Source organism: Subtercola sp. RTI3 (genome assembly GCF_035018625.1).
Taxonomy (GTDB): Bacteria; Actinomycetota; Actinomycetes; order Actinomycetales; family Microbacteriaceae; genus Subtercola; species Subtercola vilae.
The window spans coordinates 21,611-42,098 of record NZ_JASJXO010000014.1 but is presented as its reverse complement, the minus strand read 5'-3'; the positions used below and the strand labels follow the sequence as shown (position 1 = coordinate 42,098).

At 64.7% G+C, this 20,488-nt stretch carries 18 protein-coding genes; 16 read left to right on the top strand and 2 right to left on the bottom strand.

Annotated features, from left to right (window positions below):
- Positions 1-34: 34 nt before the first annotated feature.
- The 8 genes from QN358_RS07605 to QN358_RS07570 all read left to right on the top strand — a co-directional run bounded on the left by QN358_RS07605 (position 35) and on the right by QN358_RS07570 (position 9,125).
- The gene (locus tag QN358_RS07605) at positions 35-793 is read left to right on the top strand and encodes a YebC/PmpR family DNA-binding transcriptional regulator (protein WP_136641715.1); all 759 of its coding nucleotides are present in this window, start codon (positions 35-37) and stop codon (positions 791-793) included.
- 180 nt (positions 794-973) lie between these two features.
- Positions 974-1,603, top strand: a complete 630-nt coding sequence (ruvC, locus tag QN358_RS07600; RefSeq protein WP_136641716.1) for a crossover junction endodeoxyribonuclease RuvC — start codon at positions 974-976, stop codon at positions 1,601-1,603.
- A gap of 213 nt (positions 1,604-1,816) precedes the next feature.
- Positions 1,817-2,443 (top strand): Holliday junction branch migration protein RuvA, encoded by a 627-nt coding sequence (gene ruvA / locus QN358_RS07595; protein WP_136641717.1) that lies wholly within the window; start codon positions 1,817-1,819, stop codon positions 2,441-2,443.
- Complete coding sequence (gene ruvB, locus QN358_RS07590) at positions 2,440-3,465, top strand: Holliday junction branch migration DNA helicase RuvB (protein WP_136641718.1); 1,026 nt, start codon at positions 2,440-2,442, stop codon at positions 3,463-3,465. The genes ruvA and ruvB overlap by 4 nt, the downstream gene beginning before the upstream one ends.
- Before the next feature lie 78 nt (positions 3,466-3,543).
- A complete protein-coding gene (gene yajC / locus QN358_RS07585; protein WP_136641719.1) occupies positions 3,544-3,981 on the top strand; it encodes a preprotein translocase subunit YajC in 438 nt (145 codons plus the stop codon).
- Between the two features lie 91 nt (positions 3,982-4,072).
- Positions 4,073-5,809, top strand: coding sequence for a protein translocase subunit SecD (gene secD, locus QN358_RS07580; RefSeq protein WP_136641720.1), 1,737 nt, complete (start codon positions 4,073-4,075; stop codon positions 5,807-5,809).
- On the top strand, positions 5,809-6,822 hold the full coding sequence (gene secF, locus QN358_RS07575) for a protein translocase subunit SecF (protein WP_136641721.1): 1,014 nt from the start codon (positions 5,809-5,811) through the stop codon (positions 6,820-6,822). The genes secD and secF overlap by 1 nt, the downstream gene beginning before the upstream one ends.
- 50 nt (positions 6,823-6,872) lie before the next feature.
- A complete protein-coding gene (locus tag QN358_RS07570; RefSeq protein WP_136641722.1) occupies positions 6,873-9,125 on the top strand; it encodes a RelA/SpoT family protein in 2,253 nt (750 codons plus the stop codon).
- A 787-nt stretch (positions 9,126-9,912) separates the two neighbouring features.
- On the opposite strand, the gene QN358_RS07565 is transcribed toward QN358_RS07570, so the two are convergent.
- Both QN358_RS07565 and QN358_RS07560 read right to left on the bottom strand, forming a co-directional pair.
- A complete protein-coding gene (locus tag QN358_RS07565) occupies positions 9,913-11,142 on the bottom strand; it encodes a DUF349 domain-containing protein (protein WP_136641724.1) in 1,230 nt (409 codons plus the stop codon).
- Between the two features lie 10 nt (positions 11,143-11,152).
- Entirely contained in the window at positions 11,153-11,950 is a 798-nt protein-coding gene (locus QN358_RS07560) for a peptidylprolyl isomerase (protein WP_323512016.1), read from the bottom strand.
- Between the two features lie 90 nt (positions 11,951-12,040).
- Here QN358_RS07560 and QN358_RS07555 point away from each other — a divergent pair, with 90 nt between their 5' ends.
- The 8 genes from QN358_RS07555 (at position 12,041) to QN358_RS07520 (ending at position 20,472) form a co-directional block, all read left to right on the top strand.
- Positions 12,041-13,378, top strand: coding sequence for a replication-associated recombination protein A (locus QN358_RS07555; RefSeq protein ID WP_136641726.1), 1,338 nt, complete (start codon positions 12,041-12,043; stop codon positions 13,376-13,378).
- A 238-nt stretch (positions 13,379-13,616) separates the two neighbouring features.
- Complete coding sequence (rpsD, locus tag QN358_RS07550; RefSeq protein WP_201799257.1) at positions 13,617-14,252, top strand: 30S ribosomal protein S4; 636 nt, start codon at positions 13,617-13,619, stop codon at positions 14,250-14,252.
- Positions 14,253-14,395: 143 nt separating this feature from the next.
- Positions 14,396-14,845 (top strand): DUF948 domain-containing protein, encoded by a 450-nt coding sequence (locus tag QN358_RS07545; RefSeq protein ID WP_136641728.1) that lies wholly within the window; start codon positions 14,396-14,398, stop codon positions 14,843-14,845.
- Between the two features lie 61 nt (positions 14,846-14,906).
- Complete coding sequence (locus tag QN358_RS07540) at positions 14,907-15,140, top strand: hypothetical protein (protein ID WP_237280311.1); 234 nt, start codon at positions 14,907-14,909, stop codon at positions 15,138-15,140.
- Positions 15,140-17,803 carry an alanine--tRNA ligase gene (gene alaS / locus QN358_RS07535; protein WP_323512015.1) on the top strand — a complete coding sequence of 888 codons (2,664 nt, stop codon included), beginning with the start codon at positions 15,140-15,142 and terminating at the stop codon, positions 17,801-17,803. Before QN358_RS07540 ends, alaS begins: the two co-directional genes overlap by 1 nt.
- Before the next feature lie 43 nt (positions 17,804-17,846).
- The gene (ruvX, locus tag QN358_RS07530; RefSeq protein ID WP_136641731.1) at positions 17,847-18,320 is read left to right on the top strand and encodes a Holliday junction resolvase RuvX; all 474 of its coding nucleotides are present in this window, start codon (positions 17,847-17,849) and stop codon (positions 18,318-18,320) included.
- A complete protein-coding gene (gene mltG, locus QN358_RS07525; RefSeq protein ID WP_161580390.1) occupies positions 18,320-19,525 on the top strand; it encodes an endolytic transglycosylase MltG in 1,206 nt (401 codons plus the stop codon). Before ruvX ends, mltG begins: the two co-directional genes overlap by 1 nt.
- Positions 19,526-19,530: 5 nt before the next feature.
- Positions 19,531-20,472 (top strand): shikimate dehydrogenase family protein, encoded by a 942-nt coding sequence (locus QN358_RS07520; RefSeq protein ID WP_136641733.1) that lies wholly within the window; start codon positions 19,531-19,533, stop codon positions 20,470-20,472.
- The last annotated feature ends 16 nt before the right edge of the window (positions 20,473-20,488 follow it).

Below are 20,488 nucleotides of genomic sequence, written 5' to 3'. Positions count from 1 at the left end.
TTAGACTGGGTGAGAATTTTTTAGGAGAACACCAATGTCAGGTCATTCCAAATGGGCCACCACCAAACACCAGAAGGCTGTCACTGACTCACGTCGTGCGAAGTCGTTTGCGAAGCTCATCAAGAACATCGAGGTCGCGGCAAAGCTCGGCGGCCCCGACCTCACGGGCAACCCCACCCTGGTCGACGCCATTCAGAAGGCGAAGAAGACCTCTGTTCCCAAAGACTTGATCGACCGTGCCGTCAAGCGCGGTGCGGGTGTGGGCGCCGACGCCGTCGACTACCAGACCATCATCTACGAGGGCTACGCGGCCAACGGCGTCGCCATGCTCATCGAGTGCCTCACCGACAACAAGAACCGCGCGGCGGCCGACGTGCGTGCCATCGTCTCTCGCAACGGCGGCACCATGGGCGACCCGGGCAGCGTCGCGTACAACTTTCACCGCAAGGGTGTCATCAAAGTCGAGCACACCCCAACGCTCGCTGAAGACGACGTGCTGATGGCCGTTCTCGACTCGGGCGCCGAAGAGGTCACCGACCACGGCGACTCGTTCGAGATCGTCACCGAGGTCTCAGACCTCGTTGCGAACCGCACGGCGCTGCAGGCCGCCGGAATCGACTACGACTCCGCCGACATCGAGTTCGTGCCCGCCCTCAAGGTAGAGATCGACGCCGAGACGGCCCGCAAGGTATTCCGCCTCATCGATGCCCTCGAAGACAACGACGACGTGCAGAACATCTACAGCAACTTCGACCTGACTCCCGAGGTTCAGGCCGAGCTCGAGGCCGACTAACACCATGGCGACGGGGGCGGGGATCGCGGTGGCAGGGTTCGCACTGGCACGTCCCGCACCGACGAGCTACGCGCCGACGCGGTTCGCAGCGGCACGCTTCAAGCTGGCGGGGTTCGTGCTGGCGAGCTTCGCAGCGGCGCGGTGCACCGTGAGCACGTGAGCACGTGAGCACGTGAGCACGTGAGGATTCTCGGCATCGACCCCGGGCTGACCCGGTGCGGCGTGGGCATTGTCGATGTGTCGCACGACCGCCGGGCCACGCTCGTGCATGTCACGGTCATCCGCACCCCCGCCGGTGAGCAGCACGAGAACCGTCTGCTCACCATTGGCAACGCCCTCGACCAGCTGCTCGATGAGTTCAAGCCGGCCCGCGTGGCTCTCGAGCGCGTGTTCGCCGACACCAACGTCAGCACCGTCATGGGCACAGCCCAGGTGAGCGGCATCGCCATGCTCGCTGCGGCCCGGCGTTCACTGCCGGTCGCTATGCATACCCCCACCGAGGTCAAGGCGGCCGTGACCGGCTACGGCCAGGCCGACAAGAAGCAGGTCGGCACCATGGTGGCCAAGATTCTGGGCCTCGACGCCATCCCGAAGCCGGCCGACGCCGCTGACGCCCTCGCGCTGGCCATCTGCCACGCCTGGCGAACCCCGCTCGGCGCCCTCGCCGGCCGCGGCACCGCCGATCTGCACGGGGGAGCCGCCTCGCGCGATCGCCCCACCGCAGCCCTCACCAACGCCCAGGCGGCGTGGCTCGCCGCCGAACAGGCCGCCAAGGCCGCCAGCCCCGAGCGGCGCGGCCTCCGCCGCTGACCTCCCTCCTCGCCTCCTCGCCTCCTCGCCACCCTCGCCACCCTCCTTCCGCCCCTCCGCGCCGCTCGCGTTGGTTGAGGTACGGGTTTTGCTCGGCTGGGGGCGTCGAAAGTGTAGAAAGGCCGTACCTCAACGTGAGCATTGGAGAGCTGAGGAAGGCGGCGCGCCGAGGGAGGGGCGTTCGAACAGGTGTACGAGTAATACAGTGGTGGGATGATAGCGAGTCTGCGCGGAACAGTGCTGGGAGTGGTCGGCACAGGGGCCGTGATCGAGGTCGGCGGCGTGGGGTATGCCGTGCAACTGACGCCTCCGCACGCCCTCTCGCTGCGCGTCGGCGTGGAGGCGTTCGTGCTGACGAATCTCATCGTGCGCGAAGACGCGCTGTCGCTGTTCGGGTTCGTCGATACCGAATCGCTCGAGATCTTTGCGCTGCTGGTCGGCGTCACCGGCGTCGGTCCGAAGTCGGCGATGGGCGTGCTCGCCGAGCTCAGTGCAGCCGAGATTGCCCGCGCCGTGAACACTGACGACGACGCCGTGTTCCGGCGGGTGTCTGGCATCGGCCCGAAGACCGCGAAGCTCATCGTGCTGTCGCTCGCGGGCAAGGTCGCTGCGTTCGGCGCCGGGCACGCAGGCCGGCCCTCGTTCGCCGCGGCGCCGTCGGTGCGCGATGACGTACTGGTGGCACTGGTGGGTCTCGGCTGGAACGAACGCAGTGCATCCGACGCCCTCGACGCCGTTCTCGGGGCGGCCAGCGACACCGATCAGCAGAGTGTGCAGGTGCTGCTGCGACGCTCGCTCACCGAACTCGGCCCGCGTCAGAGCTCGGCGGGCCCCCGATGAGCGACGAACTGCTGCAGCCCGAGATGATGGGCACTGAGGCCGAGATCGCCTTCGAGGGCGCCCTTCGCCCGAAGAGCCTCGCCGAGTTCGTGGGGCAACAGCGGGTTCGTGGGCAGCTTCAATTGCTGCTGGATGCCGCGACCATCCAGAACCGTACTCCCGACCACATTCTGCTCGCCGGGCCTCCAGGGCTTGGCAAGACCACGCTCGCGATGATCGTCGCGCACGAAAGCGGTCGCCCCCTGCGCATGTCGAGCGGACCAGCCATTCAGCACGCCGGCGACCTTGCCGCAGTGCTGTCGTCGCTCGTGCCGGGTGAGGTGCTGTTCGTCGACGAGATCCACCGCATGGCGCGATCGGCCGAAGAGCTGCTGTACCTTGCGATGGAAGACTTCCGCATCGACATCATGGTGGGCAAGGGGGCGGGTGCGACGTCGATTCCGCTCGACCTCGCGCCGTTCACCCTGGTGGGGGCAACCACTCGCTCCGGCCTCCTGCCGAACCCACTTCGTGACCGATTCGGGTTCACCGCGCACCTCGAGTTCTACGACCCAGAAGAGCTGGTGCACGTGCTCCGCCGGGCCGCAGTGATGCTCGAGCTGAGTATTGAGGAGTCGGCGCTGATCGAGATCGCGGGGCGTTCACGGGGAACACCGCGTATCGCCAACCGGCTGCTGCGTCGTGTGCGCGACTACGCCCTCGTGCACGGGGGAGCAGCGAGTCGAGATGTGGTGCGGGCGGCGCTCGAACTGTACGACGTCGACGAGCGGGGGCTAGACCGGCTCGACCGTGCGGTCATGCAGATTCTGCTCACTCGCTTCAACGGAGGGCCGGTGGGGCTCAACACACTCGCCGTGTCGGTGGGTGAAGAGTCGGAGACGATCGAGTCGGTCGTCGAACCTTTTCTGGTGCGCATCGGTCTCATCATTCGCACCCCCCGAGGGCGGGTGGCGACCCGAGCCGGCTGGCAGCACCTCGGCATGAGCCCGCAGAACGAGACGCTCTTCGGAGATGAACTATAATTCAAGCTGGCGCTCAGCCCCGATCAGTACACTAGGGCCGTCATCTCCCCCCAAAATTTTGGAAGGCTCTCACCCGCAATGGATCCGTTAACCCTCGTCATGCTGGCCGTTCTGGCCGTCCTCATCATCTTCATGGTGCGCAACAGCCGCAAGCGCAAGCGCGAGACAGAAGAGCTGTCGCAGAAGATCACCGAAGGCGCCTACGTCATGACCAACTTCGGCGTGTACGGCACCATTCTGACGATCGACGTCGAGAACAACCAGATTCTGCTCGAGACCACCCCCGGCACCGTGCTCAAGGTGCACCGCCAGACGGTGACCCGTGTTGTTCCCACCGAAGAGGCTGTCTCCATCGACGAGCCCGCGATGATCGACGACGGCACCGAGCCCGAGTTCGGTGAGCGCATCCATGAGGCACGCGTGAGCGACACGAAGGCAGAATCGGGTACGGTACTCAACGGTGTTCCGCTCGATGAGAACGGCAAACCCCGCACCGACCACAAGTCGGCCGAGTAGTTCCACGTACCCTTCGCGGCGCCGCGGCACACCTCTGCCCTTCGGGGGCAGTACTGTGTCACGGGGTCGTTAAAGAAAGCTGAGTTCGCAGGTGGCAAAATCAACCGCCGTCAAGAGAGCCAGACGCACGCTCGTCTGGCTCCTTGTCATCTTCATCGCCCTCGCCGGCGTCAATGCTGCAGGGGCACTGTGGGGCGGTGGTTCGTGGGCTCCGAAGCTCGCTCTCGACCTCGAGGGTGGCACCGAGATCATCCTCGCGCCGAAGCTCGCCAGCGGCGAGACAGTGTCAGACCAGCAGGTGTCACAGGCGGTGTCGATCATCCGGCAGCGTGTCGACGCGAGTGGAGTGTCTGAGGCGCAGATCTCCACACAGGGTGGCCAGAACATCGTCGTGTCGATCCCGGGAACGCCCGACGACGCCACGTTGCAGCGCATCGAAGCGTCTGCGAAGCTCGATTTTCGCGCGGTGCTCGTCTCCGACACTGCAACGGTGCCGACCACGACGCCCACTGCCGGCCTCGACAGCACCCCTACGGCATCGCCGACGAATGCCAGCGACCTCGCGTGGGTGACCCCGGCGCTCGAAGACCAGTTCCTGAACATCGACTGCAGCTCAACCGCGGCCACCGATGCGGGCCAGGCTCCAGCGGCCCAGCCTCTGGTCGCCTGTGGTGCCGACGGCGCAAAGTACATCCTCGGCCCGGTCGAGGTGGCGGGTGACACCATCAGCAATGCCACGAGCGGCGTCGCGACAACGAGCTCCGGCTCGTCGACCGGCCAGTTCGTCGTGAACATCTTCTTCAATGACAAAGGCACCAGCGCCTTCGCCGCCGTGACCACCCGCCTATCGGGTCTCACCGGCGCTCAGAACCAGTTCGCCATCGTGCTCGACGGCAAGGTCATCTCTGCTCCGCGTACGCTCGCCGTCATCACCAACGGCGAACCTCAGATCTCGGGCAACTTCGACGCCAACAGCTCGAAGACCCTGGCCGACCAGCTGAAGTTCGGTGCCCTGCCCATCAGCTTCACGGTGCAGAGCCAGAACACCATCTCGGCCACACTCGGTTCGACCCAGCTGCTCAGCGGCCTCATCGCCGGGCTCATCGGGCTCATCCTCGTGGTTCTCTATTCGATCGCCCAGTACCGCGTGCTGGGTGCTGTGACCATCGCCTCACTGGTGGTGGCAGGAACGCTGACCTTCCTGGTCGTCGATATTCTCTCGTGGCGAGCCGGATACAGGCTGTCGCTCGCCGGGGTGGCCGGTCTCATCGTGGCCATCGGTATCACAGCCGACTCGTTCATCGTGTACTTCGAACGAATACGTGACGAGCTGCGTGACGGCCGAGGGCTCGAGTCATCGGTTCAGGCCGGGTGGAAGCGGGCCATCCGCACCATCTTCGCCTCAGACCTCATCAACCTGATGGCCGCAGTGGTGCTCTACATCGTCGCGGTGGGCAGCGTGAAGGGCTTCGCGCTCACCCTCGGCCTCACCACGATCATCGACCTCGTCGTCGTGATGATGTTCACGCATCCGATCATGACGTTGCTCGCCGAGCTTCCCTACTTCAGAGACGGTCATAAGACGAGCGGGCTCGACCCGAGACAGCTCGGTGCTGTCTACCGTGGCCGTGCACAGTTCAAGACGCCTGCATCGAACACACCCCGCGGCAAGCAGGAGTCTGCAAGCCGCGAGGCAGCCCGTCGCCAGACCATCGCCGAGCGCAAGGCGGCCGGTTCGTCAACACTCGTGATCGATGCTCCGGCAGCAGACACGAACAGCACCGACACCAACAGCGCCGATGCGAAGAACAAGGGAAAGAAGTCCTGATGGCCAAGTTCAGCGATTTGGGCAACGACCTCTACACCGGCAAGCGTTCGTTCAACATCATCGGGCGGCGCAAGCTCTGGTACGCCATCGCGGGTGCGCTCATCCTGATCTCGATCGTCGGGCCGTTCCTTCGGGGCGGGTTCGTCTTCGGTATCGAGTTTCGCGGTGGCTCGCAGTTCTCCATCTCGCAGGTCTCCGACACCAACCAGCAGGTCGGAATCGATGCGGTCAAGTCAGTCGACCCCGGTGTCGTACCTCTCGTCACGACACTGGGCGCGAGCGGAATCCGAATCCAGACCGATCAGCTCAACGACGCCGAACAGGGCAAGGTTCGCGACGCCGTGGCCGCGGCCTACAAGGTGCAGCCGTCTGACGTCACGATCAACTTCATCGGGCCGACCTGGGGCGCCGATATCACCGGTCAGGCCATCCGCGGTCTGTTGATCTTCATCGCTCTCGCGGCCATCTTCATGGCCATCTACTTCCGCACCTGGAAGATAGCGCTGTCGGCGATGATTGCTCTGCTGCACGACCTCGTCATCACAGCGGGCATCTACGGCATCACCGGTTTTGAGATCACCCCTGCAGCGGTCATCGGCTTTCTCACGATTCTCGGCTATTCGCTCTACGACACGGTGGTGGTATTCGACAAGATCCGCGAGAACACCACGGAGATGGGCGAGAAACCAACCCGTACCTTCAGCGAGACAGTGAACCTGGCGGTGAACCAGACCCTCGTTCGTTCGATCAACACGTCGGTGGTGGCCATGCTGCCCGTCGCCTCGATTCTCGTGATCGGCGCGTTTGTGCTCGGGGCGGGAACCCTCCGCGACATCTCACTGGCTCTGCTCATCGGCATCTTTGTAGGCACGTACTCGACGATTTTCATCGCCTCGCCCATCTACGCTCAGCTGCGTGACCGCGAACCGAAGATCAGAAAGATCAACCAGAGGGTCATCGCGCAACGCACACAACGGGCCGAGCAGGTTGAGAGCGAGAGCATTTCGGCGTGAGGTTCACGGGGCGTCTCCGGGCGAGCGATAATTAGACCGGAGGCGATGACATGACCGAAACCACGGCTTCGACCAACGCGTCGTTGAGGCGTCTCGTACCGCGTCTGTTCTCCCGTGCGCAACCTGCCGGCGCGGTCGACACGCTCATTCGCACCGTTCGGTCGAATCACCCCAAGGCCGATCTCAGCATCATCGAGCGGGCCTACACGGTTGCCGAACGTGCCCACGACGGCCAGAAGCGACGCAGCGGCGAGCCGTACATCACGCATCCGGTCGCCGTCGCGCAAATTCTCGCGGAGCTCGGAATCGGTACCAAGACCATCGCTGCGGCACTGCTGCACGACACGGTCGAAGACACCGACTACTCCCTCGACTCACTGCGGGCCGAGTTCGGTGACGAGGTCGCCATGCTGGTTGACGGCGTGACCAAGCTCGACAAGGTCAAGTATGGCGAGAGCGCGCAGGCCGAGACCGTTCGAAAGATGATCGTGGCGATGTCGAAAGACATCAGGGTACTGATCATCAAGCTGGCCGACCGGCTGCACAACGCCCGCACCTGGGGCTTCGTGTCACCCGAGTCGTCGACCCGCAAGGCGCAGGAGACCCTCGAGATCTATGCGCCGCTCGCTCATCGGTTGGGCATCCAGGCCATCAAATGGGAGCTCGAAGACCTCTCGTTCGCCGTTCTGTCACCGAAGCTCTACGTCGAGATCGAGAATCTCGTGCGACAGCGAACGCCTCAGCGTGAAGAGTACGTGCAGCAGGTCATCGACATGGTCACCGACGACCTGAAGACGTCGAAGATTCGCGGCAAGGTCGCGGGCCGACCCAAGCAGTACTACTCGATCTACCAGAAGATGATCGTGCGGGGGCGGGAGTTCGATGAGATCTACGACCTCGTCGGTATTCGCGTACTCGTGAACTCGGTTCGCGACTGTTACGCCGTTCTCGGCGCGATTCACGCCCGCTGGACACCGATGCCCGGCCGGTTCAAAGATTACATAGCGACACCCAAGTTCAACCTCTACCAGTCTCTTCACACCACGGTTGTCGGCCCCGGCGGCCGGGCGGTCGAGATTCAGATTCGCACCAACGAGATGCATCAGCGGGCCGAGTTCGGTGTCGCCGCGCACTGGAAGTACAAAGAGCGCGTCAACTCCGGTAAGACCGCCACGGCTGACGACCGGGGAGACGCCGACATGGCGTGGCTCGCCCGCATCTCCGACTGGCAGGCCGAAACGGTCGACCCGGGCGAGTTTCTCGACTCGCTGCGATTCGAGATCGGTGCCAAAGAGGTCTACGTCTTCACTCCGAAGGGCCGGGTCATCGGCCTGCCTGCCGGTGCCACCCCGGTCGACTTCGCCTACGCGGTGCACACCGAAGTAGGCCATCGCACCATGGGCGCCAAGGTCAATGGTCGCCTGGTTCCGCTAGAGAGCTCACTCACGACGGGCGATGTTGTCGAGGTCTTCACCTCGAAGAACCCCGACTCGGGCCCGAGCCAAGACTGGCTCACGTTCGTTCAGAGCCCTCGGGCGCGCAACAAGATTCGCCAATGGTTCACCAAGGAGCGCCGCGACGAGGCCATCGAGCAGGGTCGCGACTCCATTGCACGGGCCATGCGCAAGCAGAATCTGCCCCTGCAGAAACTGATGAGCCAGGATTCGTTCACCGAGGTGGCCGCCCAGCTGAACTACGACAACGTCGAGGCTCTGTACGCGGCCATCGGCGAGGGCCACGTCTCGACGCAGTCGGTCATCGAGAAGGTGCTGCAGTCGCTGCAGACCGAGGTCGAGAGCGACGACAGCGAGATCGACGTCGGTGTGGGCCGACGCCCACGCTCATCACACAGCGAGTCTGGTGTGCTGGTTCGTGGCGCCCCCGACATTCTGGTGAAGCTCGCGAAGTGCTGCACTCCGGTGCCGGGCGACGACATCGTGGGCTTCGTGACCCGCGGCACCGGTGTCTCGGTTCACCAGTCGGACTGCCACAACGTGAAGTCGCTGCTGCTCGAACCCGAACGCATGATCGAGGTCGATTGGGCTCCATCGTCGAAGAGTGTCTTCCTGGTGCAGATCCAGGTCGAGGCACTCGACCGCTCGGGTCTTCTCTCCGACGTCACCCGCGTCTTGTCTGAGCACCACGTGAACATTCTGTCGGCTACGGTCAGTACGTCACGCGACCGCCTGGCCATCAGCCGGTTCGTCTTCGAAATGGGTGACACCACCCACCTCGACCGCGTACTGAACGCGGTGCGGCGCATCGACGCCGTCTACGACGTGTACCGCGTCAGCGGGGGATAGGCGACCGGTCGCTTCGGCCTCGGGCTCTTGGGCCTCGGGCTCTTCGGCCTCGATCAGGTCGAACACACGTCTCAGGCGATGCAGCGCCACGAGCTTGTGCGGAAGACCGCGGGCGGGCCGCAGACGGCTGGCAATGTCGTCGAAGCTGACCCCCGACGTGACAAGGAGAGCCGCTAGGGCGGCCACCGTCGTGCTCTCGAACGTCTGCGCTGTTCGGGCAATGTCGATGACCGTTCGAATGAGCGAGGTTACGGCAACCCCACCCACCAGAACCACGTCACCCGCACCCAGTACGACCTCACGAATCTCGAAGTCGTGTGACGACGAAGCCCGACGCGAGCTCTGTGCCTCGACGCAGACCTGGTGAGGAGTCGGCGCCCGACCGAGGGCCCCGTACAACCACAGCGCACTGCGGCGCTCGAGGATGCCCCACCGAGGTGTACTGCGGAGGGCCGCCTGCGCCCGCAGCAACACGGTCTCGGGTTCGGCCACACTCGCGTACTCTTCGTCGACCGCGAACACCTCGCCGTCGAGTCGGAGCGCAGAGAGCTCGGCAACGCTGAACGCGCTGGCAAGGCCCAGTGACGAGGAAGAACGAGCGAACGACGAAGACGAAGACGAAGACGAAGACCTAGACAAAGACCGAGACGAGTACAGAGAAGAAGACACAGCAACGAATGATGACATGGGCCCAGCATGAGCCTCTGTCGCCCAGCTCCGACGCGTCACAGAGCCATCTGTGGAGAACTACTCCGCCACGACAGACGGGGGATAACCCCCGCCCGCGCTAGTTCAGTGCGTCGAGCCACACCTTGCGGGCATCCAGAGCCTCTTGAAGCTCGGCCACCTTCGAGGTGTTTCCGGCGGCCTTGGCCGCGTCGATCTCGCCTTGCAGCTTGGCGATGGCATCGGTGAGCTGGCCGGCGAGGCCCTCTGCACGCGCCTTCTTCTCGGGATTGTTCTTCTGCCAGAAGTCTTCGTCGAGCTTGCGAACGGCGGCTTCGATTTTGCGGAGCCGCTCGTCGACGACCTTCACCTGGTCGCGAGGAACCTTGCCGATCTCGTCCCAGCGGCGCTGAATGGAGCTCAGCTTGTCGCGAGCGATGGTTCGGTCGGTCTCGGTGAGCAGAGGGTCGGCTTCGGTCAGCAGCGCGAGCTTGGCTGCGAGGTTCTCGGAGAACTCTTCGTCGTCTTTGGCCACGACTTCACCGCGGGCGGCGTAGAGCAGGTCGCCGGCGGCCTTGAACTTGTCCCACAGAGTGTCGTCGACACGCTTGCCTGCGCGGCCCGCATTCTTCCACTCCGTGAGCAGGTCACGGTAGGCGTTGACGCCGTCGGCGCCCTTCGGCAGCAGCGCCTCAGCGCGTTCGACGAGTTGCTGCTTCTTCGAACGGGCGTCACGGTGAGCCGTGTCGAGCTCGGCGAAGAATGCTTTGCGGTGGCCTTCGATGATCGTGCGGGCGTCGCGAAAACGCTTCCACAGCTCGCCGGCTTCGGTGCGAGGCAGGCGCGGGCCGTCTTGCTGGTGCTTCTGCCAGCGCGCGAACATCTCGTCGAGGCGGGCGGTCACCTGCTTCCACTGGGCCTTGGCCGGGTCTTCGAGTGACAGGGCTTCGACTTCTTCGACGATGGCCGTGCGCTCAGCGATGGCGTCGGTGAGCAACGCCTTGGCTTCACCCTGCTGCTTCTCTGTCAGCGACGAAACGGCCTCGGAGAGTGCATCGACCCGCTTCTTCAACGACTCGAGGTCGCCGATGGCGTTCGCAGTCGTGATGGCACTCGAGAGCGTCGAAACGGCCTTGCTCACGTCAGACGCCGAGGCGCCGCGTTTGACACGCTGTTCGAGGAGAGTCACCTGGCCGGCAAGGTCGGTGTACTTGCGTTCGAAATAGGCGAGAGCTTCTTCGGGTGTGCCGTCGGGAAACTGGCCCACCACACGCTCGCCAGAGGCTTCGCGTAGGTAGACCGTTCCGGTCTCGTCAACGCGTCCCCATGGATGCTGGTCAGTACTGGTCACGAAATTCACCCTACTGCACAGTGACGCTGGTGATTGTGGTGGGAACAGCCGGAGTCTCGGTTCCTGAGGTCACACCGGCGGCAATCACCCCACTCCGCAGCTGGTCGAGGCCACTGGTGACCTGGCCGATGACGGTGTAGCCCCCTACCGTGTCTGCCGGAATCGTGCTGTCGGCGTAGACGATGAAGAACTGGCTGCCTTCGCTGTAGGCCTGGTCTCCGACACGAGCCATGGCGATGGTGCCCGCCTTGTAGACGTTGTCGGTCGGAGCGTTCTCGACGGGGCCGTAATAGTAGCCGGGGCCACCGTTGCCCGTGCCGGTGGGGTCGCCGCACTGCAGTACGAAAATACCCGTGACGGTGAGGCGGTGGCACGTGACGCCGGTGTAGAAGCCCGCCTGGATGAGCGAGATGGTCGACGACACGGCCTGGGGCGCTGCGGCACCGTTCAGGGTGAAGCCGAGAGCGATCTGGTTCAGGGTGAGCGTACCCGTCCAGTCGCGACCGGCGGCGATGGTGGCTGCGGGCACGGTTCCGCTGTTGGCCGAGGCGTTCGGCGTGGCCGACGGAGTGGGGGCCACAGACGCCGTGGCCGAGGGCGACGGCACCGGCGCGCCCGGGCCACCCGTGAAGTAGAGGGTCTGCACCACGATGGCCACGGCCACGACGACGAGCACCACGATCACCGAGACGATGTTGTCGCGCTTTCGACGGGTGACCTGGCTGGCATGCACGCTCTGGCGCGCCTGGTAGTTGCGGAGCCTCTGCTTGGCTTCGCGTGCCTCGCGCTCGGAATTGGTCGGTGCCACGAATCCTCCACCACCGGGTCGACCGGCAGAACGTTGTGTTGCGTCCGGCGCGAAAAACGCGCAGGCCCCCGAGAACTTTACAATAAGAGCATGGTCACCTCGCAGCCCGGGCTCCACGCGGGAGCCGTTCCGCTGGCGGTACGCATGCGCCCGAAGAGCCTCGATGAGGTCGCGGGCCAGAAACACCTGTTGCGGCCCGGCTCACCGCTGGTGAATCTGGCGACCGACGAGAGTGGTGCGCAGGGGTCGGTGTCGATCATCCTGTGGGGCCCGCCGGGTACCGGCAAGACCACGCTGGCGCAGGCCATCGCGCACAGTTCGAACCGCAAGTTCGTCGAGCTGTCGGCCGTGACCGCCGGCGTGAAAGACGTGCGCCAAGTCATGGAAGAGGCTTTTCGAAGCCGTGACCTCTACGGCGTGTCGACGGTTCTCTTTCTCGACGAGATCCACCGCTTCTCGAAGGCGCAGCAAGACGCTCTGCTTCCCGGGGTCGAGAACGGCTGGGTCATCCTGGTGGCGGCCACCACCGAGAACCCTTCGTTCTCGGTCATCTCACCGCTGCTCTCGCGTTCCCTACTGCTCACCCTCGAGCCGCTGAGCGACGACGACCTCGGTCTTCTCGTCGACAGGGCGGTTCTGGATGCCCGGGGGCTCGCCGGGCGGGTGAGCCTGAATGACGAGGCGAGGGCCACGATCATCCGGCTCGCATCAGGCGATGCCCGGCGAGCCCTCACCGCCCTCGAAGCCGCGTCGACAGCGGTGCTCGCCGGAGTGTCTCTCGACTCCGACGTCACGCCGGAGATCACCGCGGAGATCGTGGCTCAGGCCGTCGACCGGGCGCTGCTGCGCTACGACCGCAACGGTGATGAGCACTACGACGTCATCAGCGCCTTCATCAAGTCGGTGCGCGGGTCTGACGTGGATGCGGCCATCCACTACCTCGCACGCATGATCGAGGCGGGCGAAGACCCACGCTTCATCGCCCGGCGCATCATCATCTCGGCGGCCGAAGACATCGGGCTGGCCGATCCGCAGGCGCTGGTCATTGCAACTGCCGCGGCCGACGCAGTGGCGTTCATCGGAATGCCGGAGGGGCGCATCCCACTGGCCGAGGCCGTCGTGTACCTCGCGACGGCGCCGAAGTCGAACGCGTCGTACCTGGCGATCGATAGGGCTATCGCCGATGTGCGCGCGGGAAAGGCCGGGCGCGTGCCCAAACACTTGCGCGATGCGCACTATCCGGGCGCGAAACGACTCGGGCACGGCAAGGGCTACAAATACCCGCACGATGCCGAGCTCGGGGTGCTAGCGCAGCAGTACCTGCCCGACGAACTGACCGGAACCGAGTACTACCGGCCCACCGAGCACGGCAACGAGCGGGATGTGGCGGCGCGGCTGGAGAAGATCCGTAAGATCACGCGTGGTTGAGCCTGTTTCGGCTCCGTGACTGTGATAATCTTCTCAAGGCCTACTTTTGGGCGTCTTTAGCGCGGCTGCGAGAGACCCCAGACAAGGAAGAGCGAGTTCTTTAGCCGAACCGCCTGGCCCATCCCTCTGAATATATTGCTTCGCCTGCCCTCGGCCGGCGAACGCGTATGAAACTCGACAGCCCAGTGGGCGAACGAGTGCACGTCTCATTTCTTATTCAGATCTCTACTTTTGAAGGATGTTTGTGTCTACCAAGTCACGTACCCGCAGCAAGACCCGCCTTTCGAGGGCCCTCGGCATTGCGCTGACCCCCAAGGCGGCCAAGTACCTCGAGAAGCGTCCCTACGCTCCGGGTGAGCACGGCCGCACGAAGCGCAAGACCGACTCCGACTACGCGGTGCGCCTCCGCGAGAAGCAGCGTCTGCGTGCCCAGTACGGCATTCGCGAGGCCCAGCTGAAGATCGCGTTCGAAGAGGCTCGTCGCGGCGGCGGACTGACCGGTGAGAACCTGGTCGAGCTGCTCGAGATGCGTCTCGACGCACTGGTTCTGCGTGCCGGGTTCGCCCGCACCACGGCCCAGGCTCGCCAGCTGATCGTTCACCGTCACATCCTCGTCGATGGTGCGCGCGTCGACCGCCCGTCGTTCCGCGTCAAGCCCGGCCAGATGATTCACGTTCACGCTCGTTCAGAGGCGCTGCCTCCGTTCCAGGTTGCCGCAGCCGGTGGCCACGTCGACGTTCTGCCCAAGGTTCCCGGTTACCTCTCGGTCGAGATCGACAAGCTTCAGGCCCGTCTCGAGCGTCGCCCCAAGCGCGCCGAGGTTCCCGTGACCTGTGAAGTTCAGCTCGTCGTCGAGTACTACGCGGCTCGCTAGTTTTCGTCTTCGCCTGACCGGCGACGTCGTTCTGGCAGTTCGTGCCAGCTACGCTTGGGGCGGGTCACCTTCGGGTGGCCCGCCCTTTTTTCATCACTCGTGCATCACAAACCCTGAATCATCGAACCGAAGAGGAGTGCCCCATGTCGGGTGGAGACATCGCAGGTCTGATTGCCGCCGGAGTGTTCGCGATTCTGGTCGCCATCCTGGCGCTCCCACTGGTCAAACTCGGCAAGGTGTTCGATGAGACCACCCTCGCCATCCGTGATGTGAGCAAGGGCATCACGCCCATCCTCGAAGAGAGCACCGTCACGATTCAGGAGGCGAACAAGCAGCTCGCCCGGGTCGACGCGATCACGTCGAACGTGGCAGAGGTCACCGGCAACGTGAACTCGCTTGTGGCGCTGTTCGCAGCGAGTGTCGGCGGCCCCTTGATCAAGATCGCGGGCTTCAGCGCAGCGGTGCGCGCGGCCATCCGCGGCGGCCGAGACCTTGCTGAGGAGAACACCAATACGGGAGGCAACTCCTCCACCGGGCGACGCGCGGCCCGGGCATCCACAAAGAAGCCGAAGGCCCCGCGGTCAGACTATTGACACGCACTAAACTGGTCATCGATTTCACACTGATACACACATGAAACACAAGGAGCGCGTCGTGAAGAAAGTTCTGTGGTTTGCCGCCGGTATTACGGTCGGCGTCTTGGCCGCACACCAGTTCAACCAGACCGCCCAGGGCAAGAAGATCTTCGCCGAGCTCGACTCGAAGATCAAAGACTTCTCCGACGCACTGGTCGACGGTTATCACGAGCGTGAATCCGAACTGCGCGCCGCCATCGGCGACGCCGGCGACACGGTGAAAGACACCGTGAAGAAGGCAGCTGCGAAGTAGTGCTCACCGCCGACATCCGCCAGCGCTGGCTGACGTTCTTCGCCGATCGCGGGCACACGGTCGTTCCGTCTGCATCGCTGGTCAGCGAAGACCCCACACTGCTCTTCACGGTCGCCGGAATGGTGCCGTTCATCCCGTACATGTCGGGGTTGGTACCCGCGCCGTTCAAACGTGCCACCAGCGTGCAGAAGTGCATCCGCACCCTCGACATCGAAGAGGTGGGCAAGACCACCCGCCACGGCACGTTCTTTCAGATGAACGGCAACTTCTCGTTCGGTGACTACTTCAAAGAGCAGGCCATCGAGTTCGCGTGGGAGCTTCTGACAACGCCCGAAGCCGACGGCGGGCTCGGTTTTGCCGAAAAAGATCTCTGGGTCACCGTCTACGAAGACGACGACGAAGCCATCGCGATGTGGAAGAAGACGGCGGGCCTGCCCGACCACCGCATCCAGCGCCTCGGCAAAGAAGACAACTACTGGTCGACCGGCCAGCCCGGCCCCGCTGGCCCCTGCTCGGAGATCTACTTCGACCGCGGCCCCGAGTACGGCGCCGAAGGCGGCCCTGCGGCCGACGAGAACCGCTACATCGAGATCTGGAACCTCGTGTTCATGCAGTACCTCATCGGCAATGTGAAGTCGAAAGTCGACTTCGACATCCTCGGTGAGTTGCCGCGCAAGAACATCGACACCGGAATGGGTCTCGAGCGGGTGGCTTTCATCAAGCAGAAGGTCGAGAATCTGTACGAGATCGACCAGGTGCGGCCCGTGCTCGACCTCGCGGCCGACCTCTCTGGTCGCCGTTACGGCGCCGACCACGACGACGACGTACGGATGCGCGTGGTTGCCGATCACGTTCGCTCGGCGCTCATGCTCATGTCAGACGGTGTGACTCCGTCGAATGAGGGGCGCGGCTACGTACTTCGCCGCCTGATGCGCCGCACCGTGCGCAGCATGCGACTGCTCGGTGTCGACCGTTCGACCTTTCCCGAACTCTTCCCTGCGTCGCGTGACGCGATGTCGGCCGCGTACCCCGAGGTCGAGGCCGACTACGAGCGCATCTCCCGCACGGCGTACGCCGAAGAGGAGGCGTTCCTCCGCACGCTCACGGGTGGCACGAGCATCCTCGATCTCGCCGTGCTCAAGACGAAGTCAGAGGGCACCACGGCTCTGGCCGGAGACACCGCTTTTCAGCTGCACGACACCTTCGGTTTTCCCATCGACCTCACGGTCGAGATCGCAGAAGAGGCCGGCCTCGCGGTTGACCGCGTTGCGTTCGAGCGTCTGATGACCGAACAGAAGCAGCGTGCAAAGGCCGACGCGAAGACCAAGAAGCTCGGCGCGAACGATCTGTCGGCTTTCGCCGAGTTCCGCGCTGTGGGTGAGACCGTCTTCACCGGCTACACCGAGCTCGAGACAGAGTCGCGCGTGCTCGGCCTCATCATCGACGGCCAGTCGGTGGCCACGGCCGTGACCGGTGAGCTCGTCGAGGTCATTCTCGCCGAGACGAGCCTCTACGCCGAGTCGGGGGGCCAGGAGGCCGACTCCGGTTCCATCGTCGGCGACGGGTTCGAGCTCGAGGTGCTCGACGTGCAGAAGCCGGTTAGGGGGCTCATCAGCCACCGTTCCCGCGTGGTGAGCGGCCAGGTCGCCGTGGGCGACCCCGCGCGCAGCGTGGTCGACCACGAGTGGCGAAAGGGCGCGACCCAGTCGCACTCGGGAACCCACATTGTGCATGCCGCGCTTCGCGAGATTCTCGGTTCGACCGCGCACCAGTCGGGTTCGTACAACAAGGCCGGCTACCTGCGACTCGACTTCACCTGGAGCCAGCCGCTATCGGCAGAGACCAAGTCGGAGATCGAAGAGATCTCCAACACGGCCGTGCGCAACGACTTCGAGGTCATCACCCGCGAAATGGCCGTCGACGACGCCAAGAAGCTCGGCGCGATGGCGTTGTTCGGTGAGAAGTACGGCGATGTCGTGCGCATGGTAGAGATCGGCGGCCCCTGGTCGCGCGAGCTCTGCGGCGGCACTCACGTGGTGCACACGTCAGAGATCGGTCTGATCAACCTGCTGGGCGAATCGTCTGTCGGGTCGACCAACCGCCGCATCGAGTCGCTTGTCGGCGCCGACGCGTTCAGGGACTTCGCCACCGAGCGTGCCATCGTCTCGCAGCTCTCGTCGTCGCTGAAGGCCCCGCGTGACGAACTCACCGCGCGCATTGCAGACCTGGCCGCGAACCTCAAGGCCGCTGAGAAGAAGATCGCCGCCTACGAAGCGAGCGCGCTCTCTTCCCGAGTGCCTGCACTTGTCGCGAACGTCGTGCGCGTCGGCGACGTCAGCCTGGTCGCAGAGAACGTGGGGGAGCTTCGCTCGAGCGATGACCTCCGGATGCTCGTCACCGGTGTTCGCGAACGCCTCGGCTCCGACGCGGCAGTCGTCGCGTTGGCCGCCGCCGTGGCCGGCAAGCCTGTCGTCATCGTGGCCACCACGGCAGAAGCACGCAGCGCCTCGCTCAAGGCGGGCGCGCTGGCCAAGCTCGCCGCCTCGATTCTGGGCGGTGGCGGGGGCGGCAAAGACGACCTCGCCCAGGGCGGCGGCACGAACGTCGACGCTCTCGACGATGCTCTCGCGGGCATTCGCCAGGCCGTGGGTTCGACGCATTAGCGACAACAGCACGGCAGCCGAACGCTCGCCCGAACGCCCAGCCATGCGCTCGGGCGTTCGGCTGGGCATCGATGTCGGGAAGGCTCGGGTGGGCATCGCCCGCTCCGACTTCCACGGCATTCTCGCCACCCCCGTCGAGACCGTCGCCCGGGCCGCGAGCGGCGGTGCCGACATCGCGCGCATCCTCAGCATCGCCCGGGAGATCGACGCGATCGAGTTCATCGTGGGGCTGCCGCTGTCGATGTCGGGCGGTTCGACGGCCTCGACGGCCGACGCCGAAGAGTTCGCGGCCCGATGTGCGCAGGTATTCGAGCATCCGGTGCGCATGATCGATGAGCGGTTGACCACTGTTTCGGCGCAGTCCGCATTGCACAAGACCGGTCGCACCACGAAGAACTCACGCTCAGTGATCGATCAAGTTGCCGCCGTTATACTTTTGCAGCACGCCCTCGATGTCGAGCGCGCCTCGGGCAGACCGCCCGGCGTCGTCGTCGACAAGACCTCAAGGATTTCATAGTGACTGACCCGCAGCCACCCGACTCTCACCCGTTTGCCGAATTCTTTCGTGAAGCCCCCGAAGGCTCACAGCACCACGGCAGACGGGCTGCCCGCGAGGCGGCGAATCCTGGCCGCCACCCCCGTGAGCCCCGGCGTCGACGGCCGCTGCGGGGAATCATCACCCTCATCGTGGCGATTGTGCTGGTGGGTGGTCTCGGCGCCATCGGTACGTCGATCTACTTCTCGTACGAGCCCCAGATCAACAAGATCTTCGGCGCTAAGACCGTCGAGGACTACTCTGGCGACGGGACGGCCGACAAGGTCAGTTTCGTGATCGCCAGCGGCGACACCGGCGACGTGATCGGCACCAACCTGCAGAAGGCCGACGTGGTCAAGTCGTCGGCAACTTTCTACGCACTGCTGCTGAAACAACCCACGGCAGTGGTATTCCAGCCCGGCACCTACACGCTGGCGAAGCAGATGAGCTCGCAGTCGGCGCTCACCGCCCTCGAGAACCCGACGAACCATGTCACGATCAGTGTGGTGATTCCCGAGGGAACCGTCGCCGCCGATGTGCTGACCAAAGTCGCCGACGCCACCGGGGTGGCTCTCACCGATCTGCAGGCCCAGGCCGCCAACTTCACGCAGTTCGGAATCGACGCTTCGGCGCCCAACATCGAGGGCTACCTCTTTCCGGCGACGTACACGTTCGAACCGAACACCAGCGCGCACGACCTGATCAAGACCATGGTCGACCGCGCGTTCCAGTCGCTCGATGCCGCAGGGGTCGCACCCGCCGACCGCGAGAAGACGCTGACGCTGGCCTCGGTCATCCAGAAGGAGGCCGCGCAGACACCCGACTTCTACAAGGTCTCCCGGGTGTTCGTCAACCGAATTGCCGACGGTATGCCGCTGCAGAGTGACGCTACCGTCGCGTACGGCACCGGTGCGAAGCGCGTCGACACAACCGACGCCGAACGCAACGACGAGTCGAACAAATACAACACCTATGTGTACAAGGGCCTGCCCGTCGGCCCCATCTCGAACCCGGGCGACACCGCCATCGACGCGGCGCTGCACCCTGTCGCCGGCGACTGGATCTACTTCGTGACGGTGAACCTCGACACGGGCGAGACGGTCTTCTCGAGCAACCTCGACGACCACAACAAGGCCGTCGCGCAGTACCAGGCCTGGTCGGCGGCGAACCCCGGTTCGGGCGGGTAGGTCTGATGCCGCCGCGGCTCCGACTCGCTGTGCTCGGGTCTCCCATCGCACATTCGAAATCGCCGCTGCTGCACGCAGCCGCCTACCGGGTGCTCGGCTTCGATGCCGAGTACTCGGCGATCGAGGTGGGCTCTGGCGAGCTGGCCGACTTTGTCGGCGGCCGTGACGCTTCGTGGCGTGGCCTCTCGCTCACAATGCCGCTCAAAGAAGAAGTTCTGCCCCTGCTCGCGTCTGTCGATCGCCTGGCGGGCCTCACCGGCGCGGCCAACACCGTGCTGTTCGGCCCGGCGGTGCCGCAGCGTGACATGCAGCAGGGTGACATGCAGCAGCGTGCCGCGCTCGCTTCGGCCTCGTCGTCGGCACCGGATGGGCGGCCGACCCTCCTCGGATTCAACACCGATGTGGCCGGTATCGTTCGCGCCGTCGAAGCGGCGGGCATCCATCAGGCCCGGCACGTGCTCATTCTGGGCGCCGGCGCCACCGCGAAGTCGGCTCTTGTCGCGGCCGCGCAACTCGGCGCCCAACTGGTCACCGTGGCCGCACGTACGCCTTCGAAGGCAGCCGAGCTCATTTCGCTCGGTGCCCAGGTGGGCGTCATCGTCGAGCTTGTTCCGCTCAGCGCAGCACTCGCCGGCACGTCGGGCGACCTCACAATCAGCACCCTGCCCGGGGAAGCCCTCACCGCCGACGACATCGGCGGCCTGCGCGTCAGCCCGGGCTCAGCCCTCCTCGATGTGGCGTACCACCCGTGGCCGAGCACCCTCGCTGCGCGCTGGCAGGGTGCCGGCGGCACCGTCGTCTCGGGGCTGTCGATGCTGCTGCACCAGGCACTGCTGCAGGTTCGCGTCTTCACGCTGGGCGATCCCGAGCTCGTGCTCGACGACGAACCTGCTGTTCTCGAGGCCATGGCCGACGCAGTGGGCCTCAGCGGTCGGCCTGGGCGCTGAGACTGTGGGAGGATTT